We start from the raw sequence: 19,612 nt of genomic DNA, 5'->3' as shown, positions 1-19,612 counted from the left end.
CCAGGTCGGACCGATGCATCGCCAGCCCGCTTCTCCTCGGAAGCGACACCGCCCCTCGACGGACCATCCACCCAGGTGGCGCATAACCCCCCCAGTCGCTCTAACCCCTATGATGTGCTCGCCCGCAGAGGACTCGAGGAGCGTATGAACACCGTCACGTCACACGTCGGGCCAGCCGACCCCGCTCCAACCAGGTCCTCGACCAGTCGTGGACCCCGGCTCGGCTATCGCCCGGACATCGAGGGGCTCAGGGCTGTCGCCATCGGGCTCGTCCTGATCTACCACGCTGGCCTGCCGTGGATCCCCGGCGGCTTCATCGGCGTCGACGTGTTCTTCGTCATCTCCGGGTTCCTCATCACAGGGGTGATCCTCCGTGAGGTCGCCGAGACCGGTCGCCTGTCGCTGGTGGGCTTCTACGCGCGGAGAGCCAAGAGGCTGCTCCCAGCCACGGTCGCGGTGCTCGTCACGACCGCCGTGCTCACCGTCGTCTTCCTCCCGGTCAGCCAGCGCGCCGTCTTCGGCGGAGACATCGCCGCCGCAGCCGGCTACATCGTCAACTGGCGGCTGGCCGACCGAGCCGTCGACTACCTCGCCGAGGATGCTGGCTCGTCGCCTGTCCAGCACTTCTGGTCGCTGGCCGTCGAAGAGCAGTTCTACGTGGTGTGGCCGGTGCTCATCGTCGTGATCCTCGCCGTGGGCCGGCTCGCCCGTCGCGGCAGCCAGGGCAAGAGCCAGACCCTCACCCTGGGGCTCGGCCTCGCTGCGATCGCCGTCCCGTCGTTCCTCTGGGCACTCCACCTGACTCCGGTCTCGCCCAACGTCGCCTTCTTCGTCACGACCACGAGGCTGTGGGAGCTCGGGGTCGGTGCAGCAGTCGCGTTGTCCATGGCTCTCCTCTCCAAGATCAACAAGCAGGCGTCTTCCGTCCTCGCCACCGTGGGCCTGCTCGCCATCATCGTCCCGGCCTTCGCCTACGGGTCGTCGACGACCTGGCCAGGACCTGCCACGCTCGTGCCGGTCCTCGGTACTGCCGCGGTCATCGCCGCTGGAGTCGCCGGGCACGAGAATCCTGTCCGCGCTCTCCTGTCGTGGAAACCGGCAGTCTGGATCGGAGGGCTCTCCTACTCGCTCTACCTCTGGCACTGGCCGCTGCTCGTGTTCGCGACCGCCCACTACGGTGAGCTCGGCGTGAAGCGAGGACTGCTCGTGGTCGCACTCTCGTTCATCCCGGCTTATCTCAGTCTCCGGTTCATCGAGAACCCGGTTCGCCGCTCGAAGATCCTCGCCAGGCGCCCTGGGCTGACTCTTTCCGTCGGTCTCAACTGCACCCTTGTCGGGATCCTGGCGGGGGCCCTGCTCATGGTCGCCCCGAACAGGGCCTCGACCGCATCAGAAGGGCCGGTCGTCGAAGGGCCCGGGGCAGCAGCCATCTTCGTCCCGGGCGCGGACCTCGACGCGATCGCCTCGGCGACCTCTGCGGGCGTCATATCGCCCGACCCCATGTTCGCCGTCGAGGACGCTCCCCAGCTGTACATCGACGGGTGCCAGATGGCCTTCGACATCACGACTGCAACGGTGTGCGACTACGGCGACCTGACCAGCGACCGGACCATGATCATGGTCGGCGACTCCAAGATCGCTCAGTGGCAGCCACCGCTCGAGGACTACGCGGTGAAGAACGGGTACAAGCTCCAGACCCTGATCAAGTCCTCGTGCACACCCAGCCCTGCGGTCCTCTTCAAGGAGGAGGCGCCGTACACCACCTGCGCAGACTGGAGCGCTGCCGCCTCCGAGATCCTCCTTGAAGAGCTCCCGGACGTGGTCATCTACGGCAACGGAGCGACCAGGGCGATGAACGACCCGCAGAACCCTGAGGCGGGTGTGTCACCCGAGGCCCTCGCCGACGGGATCGCGCAGCAGTGGCGGCTCCTGGAGGACGCAGGCATCGAGGTGGTCGTCCTGCTGGACAACCCCTCTCCGGGAAAGCTCTCACCCGTCTACGACTGCGTCCTCGAGAACCCTGACGCGCTGGACAGGTGCTCGTTCCCCCAGGAAGAGGGAGAGAGCCGCTCCGCAGCGTCCGTCCAGCTGGCCGCGGCCAGCCAGGTCCCTGAGGTCGACGTGCTGGACCTCACCGATGCTCTCTGCCCTGCCGGGACCTGCCCGGCCGTCATCGGAGACACCCTCGTCTACCGGCAGGGCTCGCACCTGACCACGAACTACGTGCGGTCCGTGGGGCCGCAGGTCGAGGAGCGACTGCACGCCATGCTCGGAGACTGAGAGAGGTCGGGGTGGCAGTCAGCCACCCCGACCTCAGGGCTTTTCGATCAGGATCCCCCGGGACCGGATGGCCTCGCTGGCTGCCTCGAAGTCTGCGTCGAAGCTGAGGAACGTGCGGAAGGTGTGCGCCCGGACGTCCTTCACCACCGAGGAGACGGCCCAGGACGGGATGAGCTCGAGGTCGGTCGTCGAACGCCACCCTCTCAGCGGAGCGGTGGCTCCGCTGGTCGGTCGGACGAAGGCTGCCTGGCTGAGCTCGACGATCGAGAAGGCTCTCTCCCCGTCCCTCGTCGCGGTGACCGTCGACGAGTTCTTGCGCTTGAGCGCGAAGCCCGCGGAGATGTTGAGGTGGCTCCGCACGGTCTCTCGGCGGGCGAGCCCGGTGACCGCATCCGTCACGAGCAGCCACTCTCCGGGGGAGAAGATGATCTCCCGCTCGTGCTGCCACGTGTCGTGGTCGACCGCCCCGCAGAGCCTGTAGAGCCCGTCGCGTTCTTCGACGACCCCGAGTGCCGAGCCATAAGGCTCTCGCCGAACCCGGTCATGGTCCTTCCCACCGACCTCGACGGTGCTGTGAGCCCTCGTGGACTCGACGTACTGACGTTCCGGGGCTGAGTAGAAGTGACCTGCCAGACGCTCGGGAGAATCCTTGGCGACCGGGCCGACGTAGCCGAACCGCCCGGCGTCGACGACGATCTCCTCGCCTCGGTCGAACCAGGTGAACGAGAGGTCGTCTGCGTGCTTGTGCGTCCTCGAGTGGAAACCCGCCATGAACGACAGGTAGCTCGAGTCCTGGTGGTCTTCGGTCCCGGCCGGCTGGGGGTACCGCACGAAGGCATAGCCCGACTCGCGGAGCGCGAGCAGCGTCTCCTCTGCAGGCGCTCCGCGCACTCCCCGCGACAAGATGAACTCCGTCGACGGAGAGCTCGTCACCGGTTCTCGCGAGAGGACCTTCCAGCGAGGGCTGTCACCGATCTGGACCATGTGACCGCTCGGCTCGACCATCCAGCCGAGCACGTCCTCCGCGCGACGGATCGACTCGACGACCTCGGGGTCGTCCACGAGGCCGAGCTCGATGGCACGGGTGAACGAGTCCAGGAGCATCCGGTGATACTCCGGCGAGTGCTCGAGGTGGCCGCCGTCGGCCGCGAACTGCGCCCGGGCGACCAGGCGCAGCCGCCTGCGCGCCTGCTCCAGCATCTCGGTCATCCCAGGCAGCCCACGGAGCCGGAGGCTGAACATGAGCTGGCCCGTGGCCACGTAGAAGCCATGGTTGGAGCCCGCGTTGAAGGCGACTGCCTTGGCGAGCTCTGCACGGTGCCGGTCGACGCAGCGGAGGAGCAGGTCGACCACGTCGCGGTCGTCGTCGCGTACCGCGAGCATCTCGAGGAGCAGCGCGAGGCGAGGCGCCCGGAGACCGATCGCCATGTCGTACCAGGCCATCGTGCTCCCGGCGTCACCTTCGGTGAACCGCTCGGCCCACGACCGGGCGATGTCGCGGGACCAGTCGAGGTACTCCGCGTCACCGGTCTCCGCGTACCGGTCGAGGGCAGGGCCCATGAAGTCCCACGCATGCAGGTTGAACGCCCACGAGCGGTTCTCAGCGCACAGCGTGTCCCAGTCGATCGGAGAACCGTCGAAGACGACGGGCTCGTGCTGGCCGAGCCGCCACCCCTCGTGCTTGACCGACTCCGCGGACCGAGGCTCCGGACGGACCGCCGACCCGAAGCTGACGGGCAGCCTGCGCGAGAAGAGCGCCTTGACCGCCGTGCCTCGATCGCCCCGCACGCTGCGGGCGACCGTCGACGCCCCCAGGCCGATCCCCTCGTACACCTCGTGGTAGAGCGCAGCGTTCAGCGACCAGGTGCGGCTCTGCCGGACCCATCGTGCACCGGCCGCGGCGACCCGCGCCCTCTCGTCCGGAGCAGAGATCAACGCAGAGAGCTGCTTGGCGAGCGAGTCCGCCGACCCCGCCTCGAAGAGCGTCACCGCCTGGCTCCGCTCGGCGATCTCGCTCAGGGCGCGCACGTCGGACATGACCAGGACGCGACCTGTCGAGAGCGCCTCGAACGGCTTGAGCGGCGTGACGAGGTGGCACACCTCGACCGGGCGTCGCGGGACCACGAAGATGTCGATCAGGCCGTAGTAGTCCAGCACCGCGTCGTGCGGGACCTTGCCGGTGAAGATCGCGTCGTCGAGGCCGAGCGACGCCGCCCGGTCCATCAAGGCCGGCCGCTCGGGCCCGTCGCCCACGACCACCAGGCGGACCTTGCTCGTCGTCCCCTGCTCCCTGAGCAGAGCCACCGCGTCGACCAGGACGTCGATGCCCTCGTAGTCGACGAGAGACGACACGTAACCGATCGTCACGGTCTCCGGCTCGATCCCGTGCGTCTGGGCAAGGGTCTCGTCCCTGGTCACGACGGGGAAGCTCTCGGAGTCCACTCCGTTCGGGATCACGCTGATCCGGCTCGGCTCGACACCACCCTCAGCGATCCGCGCCGCCATGACGTCGGCGAGGGTGACGACCCGTTCGGCGTCCCTCCGGCACGCGTCCTCGGTGTCCCGCCGCAGGGTGTACGTGTCCGGGAGACCGTGAGCACGCTCGAGCTCGTCCAGGTCCGACCACCCGAACCGGTCCGCCTCTCGCTGCAGCCAGGTCTCCTCCCAGAACCCCCGCGACTCGTAGACGACCGGGATGCCGTAGGCGTGTCCCAGGATCAGCGCAGTCTGGGCGTTGATCAGGTCGGACGCGGCGTGCAGGACCATCGGACGAACCCTCTGGATCACCTTCTCGACCGCGTCGAGGTTCTGCGAGAACCAGACGTCGAGGGGATCCGTACCCCGCTCGTTGCCGGCTGACCGGTGGTAGACGACACCGTCGACCACCTGCGGTTCGTCGCTCGTCGCGTCTCCGAAGCCGGCCTGGGTGACGACGTGCGGCTCGAGGCCCGACTGCAGCTGGGCCACCGCCGTGTACTGGGTCCGGAGGGTGTAGCCCGACTGCTGCTCCGGCAGCGAGGTCCCGACGACGTGCAGGACACGCCCCGCGACCGGGTCGAGGGGTGTGTACGGGCGAGCGAGCGTGTACCTGACCTCACCGCTCAGCACGGCGATCTCACCCTTGAGGTTCGCCTCGAACTCGCGGTCGGCCGGGTTGTCGAACCGGCGGACCATGTGACTCGTGCACTCCAGCGCCCGCGTGAGATAACCACGCCGCCGGAGCCCCCTGGCGATCGACAGCAGCTCTCGTCGGTTCAGGGAGGACTCGGTCCCGGACGCCTGGATGAGATACCAGGCCTCTAGGACGTCCTCGGTGCCGTCGAGCGGCGAGCCGTCGTCGGACGAGCGTCGTCGTGACCGCGAGCCCCTGAGGTGAGGGGCGCGCCGCCGCGCTGAGAGGAACAGCTCCCCCACCACGATCCTCCAGCGGAGGACAGACAGCGCTCCCAGCCCGAGGGCGCCGACGGAGAGCACTGCCGCAGCGGCGTAGAACGCGCCGGTGCTGGTGAGTACTGCGAGCACGAGGACTGCCAGGGCGAGGACGGCCACCGCCACGGCGGCCTTCCGGGCACGCCGGACGATCGGCCCGAGGGAGTGCATGAGGTATCGCACCTAGGACACCTTCCGTCCGAGGACACGTCGACCCTGGGCGCCGTGCCCGGTCCGTTCGTCGATCTCGCGACTGCTCTCTGGTACTGACATCACTGCGCCCCCTGGCGTCCGTCGGCGAGCCTCTCGTAGAGGGCTCGGTACATCTCTGCGTTCTTCGCCCACGTGCGCTCCCGCACCACGAACTCACGGCCCGCAGCGCCCATGCGCTGCATGGTGTCCGGGTCTCCCAAGAGCTCGTCGAGCACGCGAGCCAGGTCTTCGGGCTCGTCTGCGGCGAACAGCCGGCCGGTGCTCCCGTCGTCGACGATCTCGCGCAGCGCCGGCAGGTCGCTCGCGACCACCGGACGCGAGGTCGCCATGGCCTCGAGCGGCTTCATCGGCGTCACGAGCCGACAGACCCTCTCGTCTCTGCGAGGGACGAGGAACACGTCGATGCAGCTGTGCAGCTCGTGCACCTCTTCGGCCGGGACACGACCGGTGAAGACTGCGTCGATCCCCGCGTCTCGGGCGAGAGACTCGATCCGTGGCCTCGCAGCACCGTCCCCCACGATCAGGAGGACGACCCGTCGACCTGGTCGCTGGAGGATCTTCACCGCTGAGACTGCGGTCTCCAGGCCCTCGTAGTCGACGACGGAGGTCACCGTCCCGACGACCTGGTCCTCGGGGGCGATCCCCAGCGATGCTCGCCGTCGTGCGGGGTCAGGTGCTGGGCCGAGGAATCCCGGGCCGACCGCGTTCGGGCTCAGGCTGATCTTCGCCGGGTCGACGCCGCGTGCCACCATCTCCTGGCGCATCTCCTCGCCGAGGGTCACGACGGCGTCGGCGGAGTGCATCGCCTCCGTCTCTCTCTCCCTCCAGAGGACGTAGCGGTCGGACCGCTCGGCACCAGGTGGCTGCTTCGAGAGCCACGTCTCCTCGAGGAAGCCCCGTACCTCGTACACATAGGGGATCCCGGTCCTGTCACGGACCCCGTCGAGGACGAGGGAGTTGACGTAGTGCGTCGTGGTGTGGAGCACCGACGGCCGGACACGCTCGGCGGTCGCCGTGACCGCGTCGATCTCGCGTGCCAGTCGTTCGTCGGATCGCGAGGGGAGCGTCGGCACGGAGAGCCTGCCGTACCGCACACCGTCGATGAGGTCTTCGGAGCTCGCCGAGGGGATCCCCACCGTCGACGGGTACCCGAGCCGGGTCACCGCCTCGACCTGGAGACCCGCGGCCTGCTGCGCCCGCAAGATCGAGTGGGTACGGGACGTGTACCCGCTCCGTGTGAACGGCAGAGAGTTCGTCAGGAGGTGCAGGACGACGTCAGGACGGCCGACCACCTCGGCACGGCCGCCAGGCACGGGTGCCGACCATCCGGGCTCGAGCAGCGCGAGGTCTCCCCGGAGCCGTTCCCCAGCCCCACCGCCACGCTTCGGGAGCGACTCCAGGTCACTGACAGCGTCGCGGAGCTCACCGCGGTGCCAGCGAAGACGCACGGTCGTCATTGACGGGGCGCCGAGATCGACACCGGCTTCTCTCAAGACCTTCTCGGCGCTCTCGAAGCGCTTGACGGAGACGAGGAACGCAGCGGCCCGGAGGGGGGCGATCCCGTCGCGTGAGACCCAGTCGACCGCCTCGTGCTCGCGACCGAGGAGCCACAGCGCCGTGGCTCGGGCACCAGCGAGGGTTCGTGGTCTCGCGAGGGCCGCTACCGGGGTGGCGAGGATGCGGACGAGCCTCGGCGGGACCTGCTGAGCAGCCAGGAGCCAGAACCCTGAGGGGTCGTCGCGGAGCACCGTCAACGCCGCGGTGCCTGTCGTCCACGCACTGCGGGCGTAACGGACGAGAGGCCCGAAATGCTCTCCTGGACGACTGTTGCGCTTGACACTCGGGCGCGTGCTCACGACAGGTAGAGGCTCTCTGCTCGCTGGGAAGGACCAGGCGAGCCTACCCGTGCCGACCACGTCAGAGCATGGCAGTCCCTGGTCTCGGACATGATCCGCCGGCTCGTGACCGGCCTGGCACGCTCGTGGACGACCCGGCCGGTACCGCAGGGACGTCCGTGAGCACCGGATATCCGCTATCAGTTCACTCACCGTTAGAGTGGCATGCGGTAACAGGCCCACGAGGCGCCGCACACACAAGGGGACTACACAGTGAATCCGACCATCGCCGTCATCGGCCTGGGATACATCGGACTTCCGACCGCGGCTGCGCTGGCCGCTCCGGGGACGCGGGTGCACGGCATCGACGTGAGCCAGCGGACGGTCGACATGGTCAACAGGGGCGAGCTGCCCTTCGTCGAGCCCGGCCTCGAGCAGGCGCTCCAGTCGGCCGTGCGTCGTGGTGACCTCACCGCGTCGACGACCACGCCGCACGCTGACGTGTACATCGTCGCCGTGCCGACGCCCTTCCAGGACGACCACCAGGCCGACCTCTCATACATCGAGGCGGCGACCCGCACCCTGTCGGCGCAGCTCACCGGTGGCGAGCTCGTGATCCTCGAGTCCACCTCCCCTCCCGGCACCACGGAGAAGATGGGCGAGTGGATCGACGAGGAGCGCCCCGACCTCGCGGGCAACGTGCTCCTGGCGCACTGCCCCGAGCGTGTGCTCCCGGGCCGCGTGATGATCGAGCTGGTCAAGAACGACCGCGTCATCGGTGGTGTGACCCCCGAGGCCGCCGTCGCCGCGCAGCAGGTCTACCGCATCTTCTGCGAGGGTGAGCTGCTGCTCACCGACGCCCGCACGGCCGAGATGGCCAAGCTGGTCGAGAACTCCTACCGCGACGTCAACATCGCCTTCGCGAACGAGCTGTCGCAGGTCGCCGCGAAGCTCGACATCGACGTGTGGGAGCTCATCAACCTGGCCAACCACCACCCGCGCGTCAACATCCTGCAGCCCGGCCCCGGTGTCGGCGGCCACTGCATCGCGGTCGACCCGTGGTTCATCGTCTCGGCCGCCCCGCAGGAGTCGCGCCTCATCCGCACGGCCCGCGAGGTCAACGACGCGAAGCCGCACCAGGTGATCGACCAGATCCTCGCCCACGCGAAGGACGTCGAGAACCCGACCATCGCGCTGCTCGGCCTGGCCTTCAAGGCGAACATCGACGACCTCCGCGAGAGCCCGGCGCGCTACATCGCCAAGGAGCTCGCCGACCGTCTGCCCGAGGCGACGATCCTCGCCGTCGAGCCGCACGTCGAGGAGCTCCCCGCCGAGCTCGCCGCGCTGTCGAACGTGCGCCTGTCGCCGCTCAACGAGGCCCTCGAGGCCTCGCAGGTCGTCGCGCTGCTCGTGGACCACGACCTCTTCGGTCTCGTGGACCACGCGGTCCTCGCCGACAAGGCGGTCGTGGACACCCGCGGCCTGTGGCGCAACGTCTGACGTCGAGCACCACCTGAGCCGACGCTGAGACGGCCCTGACGGGCCCACAGCACGGAGAAGGCCCCGGAACCCTCGTGGAGGGTTCCGGGGCCTTCTGCATGCCCCAGAGAGGCAGCGTGCCTCAGCGAGGCCGAGGCGGGGAGCGTCAGCCGGGGAAGTCGGCGATCCGCTCCCCCAGGCCGAAGTACTGGCGGATGGCCGCGACGGTGCGCTCCGCGGCGCGCCCGTCACCGTAGGGGTTGACGGCGTTGGCCATCGCGGCGAACGCCGCCTCGTCGGTGAGCAGCGACGTCACGGCCTCGACCACGGCGTCCTCGTCCGTGCCGACCAGGCGCACGGTGCCGGCCTCGACGGCCTCGGGACGCTCGGTGTTCTCGCGCATGACGAGCACCGGCTTGCCGAGCGACGGGGCCTCTTCCTGCACGCCGCCGGAGTCGGTGAGGACCACGGTCGCGCGCTCGATGAGCCGCGAGAAGTCCCCGTACGCCAGCGGGTCGGTGATGATGACGTTCGACAGGTCGCCGACGGCCGGCACCAGGGACTCGCGGACGACCGGGTTGGCGTGCAGCGGCAGCACGAAGGTGACGTCCGTGAAGGTCGTCGCCAGGCGCGCGAGCGCACGGCCCACGGACTCGAGCGGGGCGCCCCACGACTCACGACGGTGCGCGGTCACCAGGACCATCTTGCCGTCGGAGGAGTCGAGCACCTGCAGCGCCGGGGTCTCGAAGGCGTCGCGGCTGCGCACGGTCGAGAGCAGCGCGTCGATCACCGAGTTGCCGGTGACGACCACGGACGCCGGGTCGACGTTCTCGACGAGGAGGTTGTCGCGGCTCGTGCTCGTCGGCGCGAGGTGCAGCACGCTCAGGCGCGTCGCGAGGCGACGGTTCATCTCCTCCGGGAAGGGGTTGAGCGGGTCCTCGGTGCGCAGGCCGGCCTCGACGTGGAACACCGGGATCTTCTGGTAGAACGCCGCCAGCCCCGCGGCGAAGGCCGACGTGGTGTCGCCCTGGACCACGACCGCGTCGGGACGGACCTCCTCGAGGACGGGCGTGAGCCTGTCGAGCACCTTGGTGGTCATCTGGGCGAGCGTCTGCCCGTGGGCCAGCAGCTCGAGGTCGAAGTCCGGCGTGATGCCGAACAGCCCGTTGACCTGGTCGAGCATCTCGCGGTGCTGACCGGTCACCACGACCGAGGCGGTCAGGTCGTCGGCAGCCTTGACGGCGTCGACGATCGGGGCCATCTTGATCGCCTCAGGACGTGTCCCGTAGACGAGCATGATCGTGGGCATGGGTGACTCCTTCGAAGCAGGTGGGTAGACCCGAAGCCTAGTACAGGCATGATCATCCTGGACGGGCCTCCTCCTGCGCCCTGACCTGCGCTCACCACCAGCCCGTGGCGGCCCCGAGCATCTCGTCGAGCGGACCGGCGAGGGTCCGGCTGAAGGTCGCGGTGAGGTGGTCGGTGTCGATGTACACCTGGACGTTGCCGATGACCGTGGGGCACACGAGCTCGTCGCAGAACAGGTCGGAGAGGTCGAGCGTGGAGAACGCGCTCCCGTCGGTGACGTGCACGTCGAGCGGGCTCGACATGTCGAGGACCTCGTACCGCGGCACGGTGCACCCCTCCGGCCCGTCGACCACCAGGCACTCCGCGGCGTCGAAGGGCAGCCACGGGTTGTCGCGGATCGCGATGACGGGCAGGCCGGCCCGCTCGAGCTCGGACCACGCGGCGACGTAGGAGTCGGGGACGTAGTCACCACCGTCGGGGGCCGGGCGCGTCCCCGTGACGACGACGGCGTCGTAGTCCTCCTCGACCAGTATCTTGAGGACGTTCTCGGACCACGGCGTGCACGAGCCCGGGTCGTCGTCGAGGAGCTTGAAGGGGCAGCCGCGCTTGAAGTACGAGTCCAGACGGATCCCGCGCACCTGGGCGACCGCGTCGAGCGGCTCGACGAAGCTCACCGCGTGCGACCCGCCGACCAGGGCGACCCGCAGCGCGCCCTCGGGGTCGCCGAAGTCGCAGGTGTAGACCTCCTCGTCGTAGAGGTCCGTGGTGCAGCCGGTCCGGTCGCTCGCCGGCCAGTCCTCGAGCGAGAGCACCGGCTCGGGGAAGGCCGCCACGTCCTGGGGCGTCGGCCAGGCCGTCGCGTCGACGAAGGTCAGCGCGCCGGGGTAGACGGCCGTGTCGAGGTCGCTCGCGCCGAGCACCTCCGCGCGCTCCGAGTCGACGTGGTGGGTCCACGCCGACGCGCTGACGACGACGCCGACGGCCGCGACGGTCCCGACGACGGCGCGCGGCGTGACCCGTGCGAGGACGCGCGCACCACGGTGACGACGACGTGACACTGCTGGCACAGCCGGGGCGTCCGGCACGAGCACCGGCTCGGTCTCGGTCCCGGTCTCGGTCTCGGTCTCGGTCTCGGTCTCGGTCTCGGTCTCGGTCTCGGGTGCAGCCTCAGCCTCAGCGGCCGGCTCGGCCTCAGGCTCAGCCGCCGTCTCGGGCTCGGGCTCAGCCGCCGTCTCGGGCTCGGGCTTAGCCGCCGTCTCGGGCCCAGGCGCAGCCTCGGGCTCCTTCTCCGCGAGCGCCTCGGCCTGCTCGCCCCGCGTCCAGCGGGGTCGCCAGCCGAGCAGCAGCTCTGTCAGCCAGGTGAGCACCGCGGCGGCGAGGAGCACGGCGGTCCCGGCGAGCCACCCGACGGGCTGGTCGCGGAGGGTCACCACGAGCACCAGGACGGGCCAGTGCCACAGGTAGAAGCCGTAGGCGCTGCCGCCGGCACGGACCAGGGGGCGCAGCGCGAGCACCCGGGTGACGACGGTGGGGCGGTCCCCCGAGCCGGCGAGCACGATCGCGGCGGCACCGAGCAGCGGGAGCAGGGCGGCCGGGCCGGGGAACAGCGTGAGGCCGTCGACCAGCACGCCGGTGAGCAGGACGGCGGCTGCCCCGAGCACGCCGAGGACGCTGCGCAGGGCGTGCGGCATCCGGCGGACGGGACCGAGGACCACCACGAAGGCGAGGACCGTCCCGAAGAGCATCTGCCACGCGCGGGCCAGGGTGCTGTAGTACGCGAGCCCCTGGTCGACCTGCACGAGGTACGTGGCGTAGGCGAAGGACGCGACGAGCAGCGTCACCACGACCCCGAGGAGGACGCGCAGGGTCGCGAACCGTCGGAGCACGAGGGTCAGGACGAGGAGCAGGAGGGGCAGCGCGACGAACAGCTGTCCCTGCACCGACAGGGACCAGAAGTGCTGCGTCATGGACTGCGAGGCGTCGGCGGCACCGTACTCGCGGCCGGTCGTGGCGAGGTACCAGTTCTCGTAGTAGAACAGCGACGCGACGGCCTGCTGGACGGCCTCGGTCATGCGGGTGCGGGGCAGCAGGTACCAGGTGCTCAGCAGCACGGCCACGAGGACCAGCGCCGCGGCGGGCACGAGGCGGCCGAAGACGCGGGCGTAGTAGCGCCAGAGGCTCGGTGCGCGTCGCTCGGAGTACGAGCGCACCACGGACGCGCCGACGAAGAACCCGGAGATCATGAGGAAGATGTCGACCCCTCCGGACACCCGCCCCACCCACACGTGGTAGACGGCGACCATGAGGATCGCGACGGCTCGCAGGCCCTCGATGTCGGCCCGGAACCCTGGGCGGTGACGGCGCGGGGCCTCGACCTCAGGGGTGCGGGGCTCGGCGCTCACGAGGACGATGATCCCTGCCCTCACGCGATCCGCACAAATCAGATGTGACAATCTGCGCCTGACCAGGTCCGCGACGCCTCGTGGAGCCTGTCAGTCGCAGGCGGAGACCGCGTAGACGCCCACTCCCCCGGCCGAGGCGATGAGCTCGAAGCCCTCGCTGACGTCGACCCCGTAGAGGCCGGGCCACCGGGCGGCGACGTCCGTGCCCTCGATCCACGCGGGCTCGTCGGCGTAGAAGTGCGTCACGCCGAGCTCCTGCACCGCCTCGCACACGCGGGGGTCGGTCCGGAGCTCGCGGAAGTGCAGCTCGAGGTACTGCTGGTCGGCGCTCGCGAAGGCGGCACCGAGCTGGGGGAAGACGACGTCGACGCCCGAGACGGCGTAGGCGAGGGCCGCCCCGTTGAAGGGGTCACCCAGGAGCACGGCGTCGTCGGGCAGCACGTCGTCGAGGCTGCGCAGCAGGCCCTCCTCCTCGGCGCTCACCATGGCGCCGAAGCGGATCTGCTCCGGGTCGTACCCCTGGGCCATGCGGTGGACCTTGTCGTCGTGCCGGAACCCGTCGCTCGCCGTCCACGCACCCAGCAGCAGCGCCGCCGGCACCGCCCAGGCGACCACGGTGGCGGCGGTGGCTGTCGCGACCGTCGTGCGACCGGCGCTCCGTGCCCTGTCGTCGTGGCCACCCTCGTGCGCGGCGACGGTCCGGCGTCCGTCACCGGGCCACCGGGTCGCCGCCCGGGCGGCGAGCTGCCCGAGCCACACCGCGCCGAGGGCACCCAGGACGCTGGCCGCCACGGGGACGAGCGCGGCGACGCGCGGCACGCTCTTGTACCAGAACCCCGTGAGCCACCGCAGGTCGTTCTCGGGGCCGGTGGCGAGGGCGACGAGCGCCACGCACACCACCCACCCGACCACGAGCCACTGGGCCTCGCGACGCACGAGAGCCGCGACGCACCCGACGAGCACGAGGACGAGCACCACGACGTTGCCGGGGGCGCCGGAGGACAGGGGGACGTCGAGCAGGCCGTCCCGGACGCCGTCGGACAGCGTCCCCGTGGCCGGGCGCGGGTAGCGCAGCGTGTTCTGCAGCACCGTCGCCCCGGTGAGGACCCGGACCGCGACCGCGACGAGCGCCAGGACCACGACGCTGCCGCCCAGAGCCCACGGCCACCGCCCCGCGCGCACCAGCCGGACGACGCCCGTGACGGCGCAGCCCACCACGAGCGGCACCAGCAGGTAGACCACGGCGAAGGCGCCGCTCGCGTGCGCGAGGGCGACCCCGGCGAGGGCGGGCAGCGCCACGAGGGCACCGCTGACCCGGGTGTCGTGCCACGAGCGCAGGGAGAGCGCGGTGACGGCGAGCGCCCCGGGCAGGACCGCGACGGAGAGCCCGTTGGGCCACTGGCCGGAGGTGCTCAGCATGACCGTCGGGAAGGCGAGGAAGCTGGCGCCGACCACCGGGGCGGCGAGCGCGGCGAGCGGGGTGCGGGGGCAGGCGGCGCGGGCGAGGGCGGCGAGGCCCAGGGGCCACACGACGCAGGCCATGACGACGGTCGAGGCGTTGGCCACCAGCGGGACCTGGCCCGGGGCGAGCGCGACGAGCGCGTGCCAGACGCTCGGGTAGTACAGGACGGGAGCCCCCGGCCCGGACAGCGAGTTGAGGCCTCCGACGAGGGAGGCGTTGCCGAGCTCGCGGATCGCCTGGACGGCGTTGAGGTGGAACACCGAGTCCCAGGTCTGCAGCAGCGCGTCGGGCGTGCCGATGCCTGGCCGCAGGACGGCGAGCGCGGCCGCTGCGGAGACCGCCCAGGTGACGACGAGCCCGACGGTCTGCGCCCGGGTGAGGGCAGGGCCGAGGGTCTCGCGCCAGGTGGCGCCCGTGCGACGGCGCCACCAGCCGAGGAGGGCGCCGGCGCCGAGGGTCACGGCGGTGCCGAGCGCATAGGCGAGGACACCCCAGCCGAGCCCGACCCTGTCGACCAACACGCCGGTGGCGCCGACGGTGGTGGCCGTGACGGCTGGGGCGGCCCCGACGAGGACGATGCCTCGCAGCCCGGCGAGCAGGCCGAACCCGAGGCCCGGAAGGTACAGCAGGGCGACGAGCGCGAGCACGGCGGGGAGAGACTCGGCCCAGCTCATGCGGTCCCCCTCCCCGGGTGCGGCTGCGCGCGCCCGACGTCGCTCACGCCGCGCTGCCTGCGCCGGTGCTCGTGTCGGAACCTGTGCCGGTGTCGGTGCCCCGGCGCACGATCAACCGGCGGTAGGCGACGCGGCGCAGCGACTCGGGCACCAGCCGGTACCCGCCGCGGACCACGACGTTGCGCAGCAGCTGCGCCCAGGTGGTCCACCCGCTGCGACGCATGAGCCACTGGAGGCGCAGCTCGGAGCGCAGCAGGCGCAGGCCGCCGCGTCGTGCGTAGGCGCCAGCACCCACCCGGTACAGCACCAGAGGCTCCGGCAGGTTGCAGGCCCGCGCGCCGGTGGCGAGCATGCGGACGAACAGCCAGTAGTCCTCCATGAGCGGCAGGTGCTCGTAGCCCCCGGCACGCCCGACGACGCTCGCGCGGTAGACGACGGAGGGGTGGTTGAAGGGCGAGACGAAGCGTGAGGCACGGTCCACGTCGGCCGAGGTGAGCGGAGGGACCCGGACGATCCCCGGGGCGTCCTCGTCGGCGAACTCCTGGATGGCCGTGCCCACGAGGTCGTAGCCCTCGCCGACCAGGGCCAGCTGGCGCGCGAAGCGCTCGGGGAGGCTCACGTCGTCGGCGTCCATGCGCGCGACGACGTCGTGCGTGCAGGCCGCCAGGCCGCGCTCGAGAGCGCGGGCGAGCCCGACGTTCTCGGCGAGCTCGAGGACGCGGACCTCCACGTCGGTCGAGGCCGCCAGCGCGGGCAGCCCGGCGAGGGCCGCGGCGAGCGGGGCTCCGACGGGCCCGTCGCGCACCACGACCACCTCGGCCGGGTGCAGGGTCTGCTCGACGGTGACCGAGCGGAAGGCCCGCTCGAGGAACTGCGGGTCGTCGCCCGCATACACCGGGAGCAGGACGGAGAACCGCGGCTGCTCGGCCGTCATCGGCTGCGGCTCTCGATCCTGGCGACCGAGGACGTCACCGGCAGGCCCGCCAGCACCACGGAGGTGGGGCGCGGTGACCGCAGCACGCCGTCGCGGGCGCCGCGCAGCAGGGCGCTCACCAGCACGGAGCGGTTCTGGGACCGCAGGAAGGTCTTGACCCACCGGCGCACCGAGGCACCCGAGTACAGCACCCGCTCGGGGCCGGTGAGCGACCCGGAGCGCGTGATCATCCAGATCTTGTTGCGCACCTCGTAGTAGAAGCGCGGGCCGGGGTCGGCGTCCGTCGCACCGAAGGTCTTGGTGCGGTGCTCGACGACGCTGCCGGGGACGTAGAGGCCGGTGCCGCGGCGCAGCAGGCGGCACGAGTACTCGAAGTCGTCGTTCCAGATGAAGTAGTCGGCGATCGGCAGCCCGTGGTACCGGACGGCCTTGGCGTTGACGAGCATCGACACGAAGGACGACGACCGCACCGGGCGCGCGCCCGCACGGTCGGCGACGTCCATGAGCTCGCCCGACACGCGGGGGCGCTTGCGGGGGGTGTTCATCGGGTGGTCGCGGCCGTCGTGCCACACGACCCGCGAGCCGAGCAGGGCCACCGGGCCCTCGTAGGAGTCCGCGGCGCGCAGCAGCTCGGCGAGCGCGTCCTCGGTGGGGATGGTGTCGTCGTCCATGAGCCACACCCAGTCGGGCGCCTGCTCGCGGGGGACGTCGAGCGCTGCGGCCATGCCGGCCGCGAAGCCGCCCGCACCGCCGGTGTTGCGGTCCAGGGTGATGACGCGCGCGCCGACCGGGTGCTCGGCGGCGACGCGTGCGGAGTCGTCGTCGGAGGCGTTGTCCAGGACCACGACCTCGTCGACGGGGCGCGACTGCGCCGCGAGGGCGTCGAGCGCCTCGACGAGCAGGTCCTGGCGGTTGTAGGCGACGAGGACGACGCTCACCCGCGTCGTGGTGTCGCTCAAGCCGGGACCCCGGTCCCGATGACCACGCGCGGCACGCCGGCCCACAGCGCGGGGTCGGTCGACCGCCGCCCGTCGACGAGCAGGCGCAGCCCGGGCACCTGGGCCGGAGTGAGCGTGGTGTACTCGGCGTGGTCCGCCTGGACGATCGCGACGTCCGCCGCCTCGCCGTAGTGGTAGGCGTCGAAGCCGTGCGCGGCGAGCTCGTCGTCGCTGAACAGCGGGTCGTGGACCACCACGCGCGCCCCACGGGCGCGGAGGGCGTCGACGGTGGCGAAGACGCCCGAGAACGCCGTCTCCTTGACGCCGCCACGGTAGGCGGCGCCGAGCACCACGACGCGCAGGCCGTCGAGGGAGCCGAGCAGGTTCTCCGCCTGGGCGACCACGCGCTCGGGGACCGCGGCGTTGACGGCGCGGGCCTCGCGGACGATCGACGCGTCGGGGTCGACCGACAGGTACAGGCGCGGGTACACCGGGATGCAGTGGCCGCCGACGGCGATGCCGGGACGGTGGATGTGGCTGAAGGGCTGCGAGTTGCACGCGTCGATGACGGAGTACACGTCGATGCCGACCTTCTCGGCGAAGGCGCCGAACTGGTTGGCGAGGCCGATGTTCACGTCGCGGTAGGTGGTCTCGGCGAGCTTGGCCATCTCGGCGGCCTCGGCCGAGCCGAGGTCCCACACGCCGTTGGCGCGCGGCAGGTCGGGGCGCTCGTCGAAGGTGAGGACGGCCTCGTAGAACTCGCGGGCTCGGCGGGCGCCCTCGTCGCTCAGGGCGCCGATGAGCTTGGGGTACTTGCGCAGGTCCGCGAAGACCCGGCCGGTGAGGACGCGCTCGGGCGAGAACACGAGGTGGAAGTCGGTGCCCTCGCTCAGGCCGGACCCCTCCTCGAGCATCGGCTTCCAGCGTCCGCGGGTGACGCCCACGGGCAGCGTGGTCTCGTAGGAGACGAGCGTGCCGGGCGTGAGGTGCTCGGCGAGCGAGCGGGTCGCGGCGTCCATCCAGCCGAAGTCGGGTGCGGCCGTCGCCTCGTCGACGAACAGCGGCACCACGAGGACGACGGCGTCGGCCCCGGGGATCGCGTCGGCGTAGTCGGTCGTGGCGCGCAGGCGTCCGGCGGGCACCAGCTCGGCGAGCTTCTCGGCGAGGTGCGCCTCACCCGGGAAGGGCTCGGTCCCGCCGTTGACCAGGTCCACGACCGTCGCGTTGACGTCGACACCGACCACGTCGTGCCCCTGGTCGGCGAACTGGACGGCCAGCGGGAGGCCGATCTTGCCCAGGGCGACTACTGCGATGCGCATGCGACATCCTCACGACGAGAGTTGTGGCCCCGCGCAGGACGGCGGCAGGGCTCCGAGCAGGATACTGCGACGACCGTCGATCACGTCAGGCGGGAGACGCCCGACCGGTCCTCGCTGACGGAACGGCCCCGTGCGGCCACCTCGAGGACGGCGCGTGCGGCGTCCTCCCCGGAGCGCTCGATGGACCCGAAGCGACGGGCCCACCGGGAGAGCCGGGTGCGCTCGGCCGTCCGGGCCTCGCGGTCCGTCTCACGCGTCGCGAGCTCCGTCATGGCCTCGGCCACCGCGGCCTCGTCGTACTCGACCGCGTACCCGAGGTCGGCACCGGCGACGACGTCGCGCGCCGGACCCACGCCGGCGAAGACCACGGGGACTCCCGAGGCAGCCGCCGCGAAGACCTTGGTGGGGAAGGCGAAGTCGTAGCCGAGCCCCGGGCGCAGGCTCACGAGCGACGAGAGCGCGCCACGGATCCACACGGCGGCCTCGGCGGGCGCCACGGCGTCCATGAACACCACGGAGCCCTCCGGGAGGTCCCGGGCCTGCTCCTGCAGCCCTTCCCACGCGCTGCCCTGGCCGATGAACACGATGCGCACGTCCGGGGCGACCGTCAGGACGCTGCGGAGGGCGTCGACGAACACGTCCGCGCCCTGCCACTCGGAGGTGGTGCCGGCGTACACGAAGTAGCGGCCCTCGTCGGTCCGGGGACCGTCCGGGGTGAAGGTGCGGGTGTCGGCGCCGTTGTTGACCACCACGAGGGACTCGTGGTCGACGCCCATGGCCTCGACCCGGCCCGCGATCTGCTGCGACACGGCGAGCACACGGCGTGCACCACGCAGCGCCCAGGACTCGACCGCGGCGACGGCGTCGACGAGCACACGCGGGGCGGGGGTCCCGCGCGCGGCGTCGGACCACACGTCGGGCGCGTAGCTCACGTACGGGATGCGGCGCAGGGTGCAGACCACCCGCACCACGAAGGCCGTGGTGGGCGGCGGCTCGACGACCACCACGTCCGGGCGACGGCACAGCAGGAGCCGGAAGAACAGCGGGATGTCGAAGCTGAGGTACGGCACGTACCCGCGGACGGTGCCGGTCGCGTCACGCAGCACCGGCCAGCGGCGGATGTGCGCGTCGGTCTCGGCGTCGTCCGTCCGGGGGGCACCGTCCTGGCCGCCGTGCTGCGGGGCCGGGCGGACCGTGAGGACCTCGACGTCGGCTCCCTGGCCGATGAGCGCCGCGACGAGGGCGGCGAGCCGGAACGACGCGGCGGCGGGCTCGGGGACGAAGATGCGGCTCGCGACGACCACGCGGAGCGGTCGACCGGGGCGACGGGCGCCTGCGC

The 19,612-nt window shown here is 71.3% G+C and carries 11 protein-coding genes; 2 read left to right on the top strand and 9 right to left on the bottom strand.

Annotation, left to right across the window (positions count from 1 at the left end; translation table 11 throughout):
• Positions 1-144: 144 nt before the first annotated feature.
• Positions 145-2,280: an acyltransferase family protein gene (locus SKED_RS04310; protein ID WP_012865903.1), complete on the top strand. Its 2,136-nt coding sequence runs from the start codon at positions 145-147 to the stop codon at positions 2,278-2,280.
• Positions 2,281-2,313: 33 nt separating this feature from the next.
• On the opposite strand, the gene SKED_RS18875 is transcribed toward SKED_RS04310, so the two are convergent.
• Positions 2,314-5,892, bottom strand: coding sequence for a glycosyltransferase (locus tag SKED_RS18875; protein WP_143755654.1), 3,579 nt, complete (start codon positions 5,890-5,892; stop codon positions 2,314-2,316).
• Positions 5,893-5,981: 89 nt separating this feature from the next.
• Entirely contained in the window at positions 5,982-7,670 is a 1,689-nt protein-coding gene (locus SKED_RS04300) for a glycosyltransferase family 4 protein (RefSeq protein WP_217167940.1), read from the bottom strand.
• 360 nt (positions 7,671-8,030) lie between these two features.
• Here SKED_RS04300 and wecC point away from each other — a divergent pair, with 360 nt between their 5' ends.
• Entirely contained in the window at positions 8,031-9,257 is a 1,227-nt protein-coding gene (wecC, locus tag SKED_RS04295; protein WP_012865900.1) for a UDP-N-acetyl-D-mannosamine dehydrogenase, read from the top strand.
• Between the two features lie 145 nt (positions 9,258-9,402).
• Here wecC and wecB read toward each other — a convergent pair whose 3' ends face one another.
• The 7 genes from wecB to SKED_RS04260 form a co-directional block, all read right to left on the bottom strand.
• A complete protein-coding gene (gene wecB / locus SKED_RS04290; protein WP_012865899.1) occupies positions 9,403-10,545 on the bottom strand; it encodes a non-hydrolyzing UDP-N-acetylglucosamine 2-epimerase in 1,143 nt (380 codons plus the stop codon).
• A gap of 91 nt (positions 10,546-10,636) precedes the next feature.
• Positions 10,637-12,946: an acyltransferase family protein gene (locus SKED_RS18870; RefSeq protein ID WP_143755653.1), complete on the bottom strand. Its 2,310-nt coding sequence runs from the start codon at positions 12,944-12,946 to the stop codon at positions 10,637-10,639.
• 90 nt (positions 12,947-13,036) lie between these two features.
• Entirely contained in the window at positions 13,037-15,082 is a 2,046-nt protein-coding gene (locus tag SKED_RS04280) for a DUF6541 family protein (protein ID WP_012865897.1), read from the bottom strand.
• A gap of 43 nt (positions 15,083-15,125) precedes the next feature.
• Positions 15,126-16,016 carry a glycosyltransferase gene (locus SKED_RS04275; RefSeq protein ID WP_012865896.1) on the bottom strand — a complete coding sequence of 297 codons (891 nt, stop codon included), beginning with the start codon at positions 16,014-16,016 and terminating at the stop codon, positions 15,126-15,128.
• Positions 16,013-16,975: a glycosyltransferase gene (locus SKED_RS04270; RefSeq protein WP_143755652.1), complete on the bottom strand. Its 963-nt coding sequence runs from the start codon at positions 16,973-16,975 to the stop codon at positions 16,013-16,015. The genes SKED_RS04275 and SKED_RS04270 overlap by 4 nt, the downstream gene beginning before the upstream one ends.
• Positions 16,972-18,273 (bottom strand): nucleotide sugar dehydrogenase, encoded by a 1,302-nt coding sequence (locus SKED_RS04265; protein WP_012865894.1) that lies wholly within the window; start codon positions 18,271-18,273, stop codon positions 16,972-16,974. The genes SKED_RS04270 and SKED_RS04265 overlap by 4 nt, the downstream gene beginning before the upstream one ends.
• Before the next feature lie 80 nt (positions 18,274-18,353).
• Positions 18,354-19,577, bottom strand: coding sequence for a glycosyltransferase (locus tag SKED_RS04260; protein WP_012865893.1), 1,224 nt, complete (start codon positions 19,575-19,577; stop codon positions 18,354-18,356).
• Between the last annotated feature and the right edge of the window lie 35 nt (positions 19,578-19,612).

Origin of the sequence: Sanguibacter keddieii DSM 10542 (genome assembly GCF_000024925.1) — a bacterium.
Lineage (GTDB): Bacteria > Actinomycetota > Actinomycetes > Actinomycetales > Cellulomonadaceae > Sanguibacter > Sanguibacter keddieii.
This window is presented reverse-complemented; position numbering and strand designations above follow the sequence as displayed.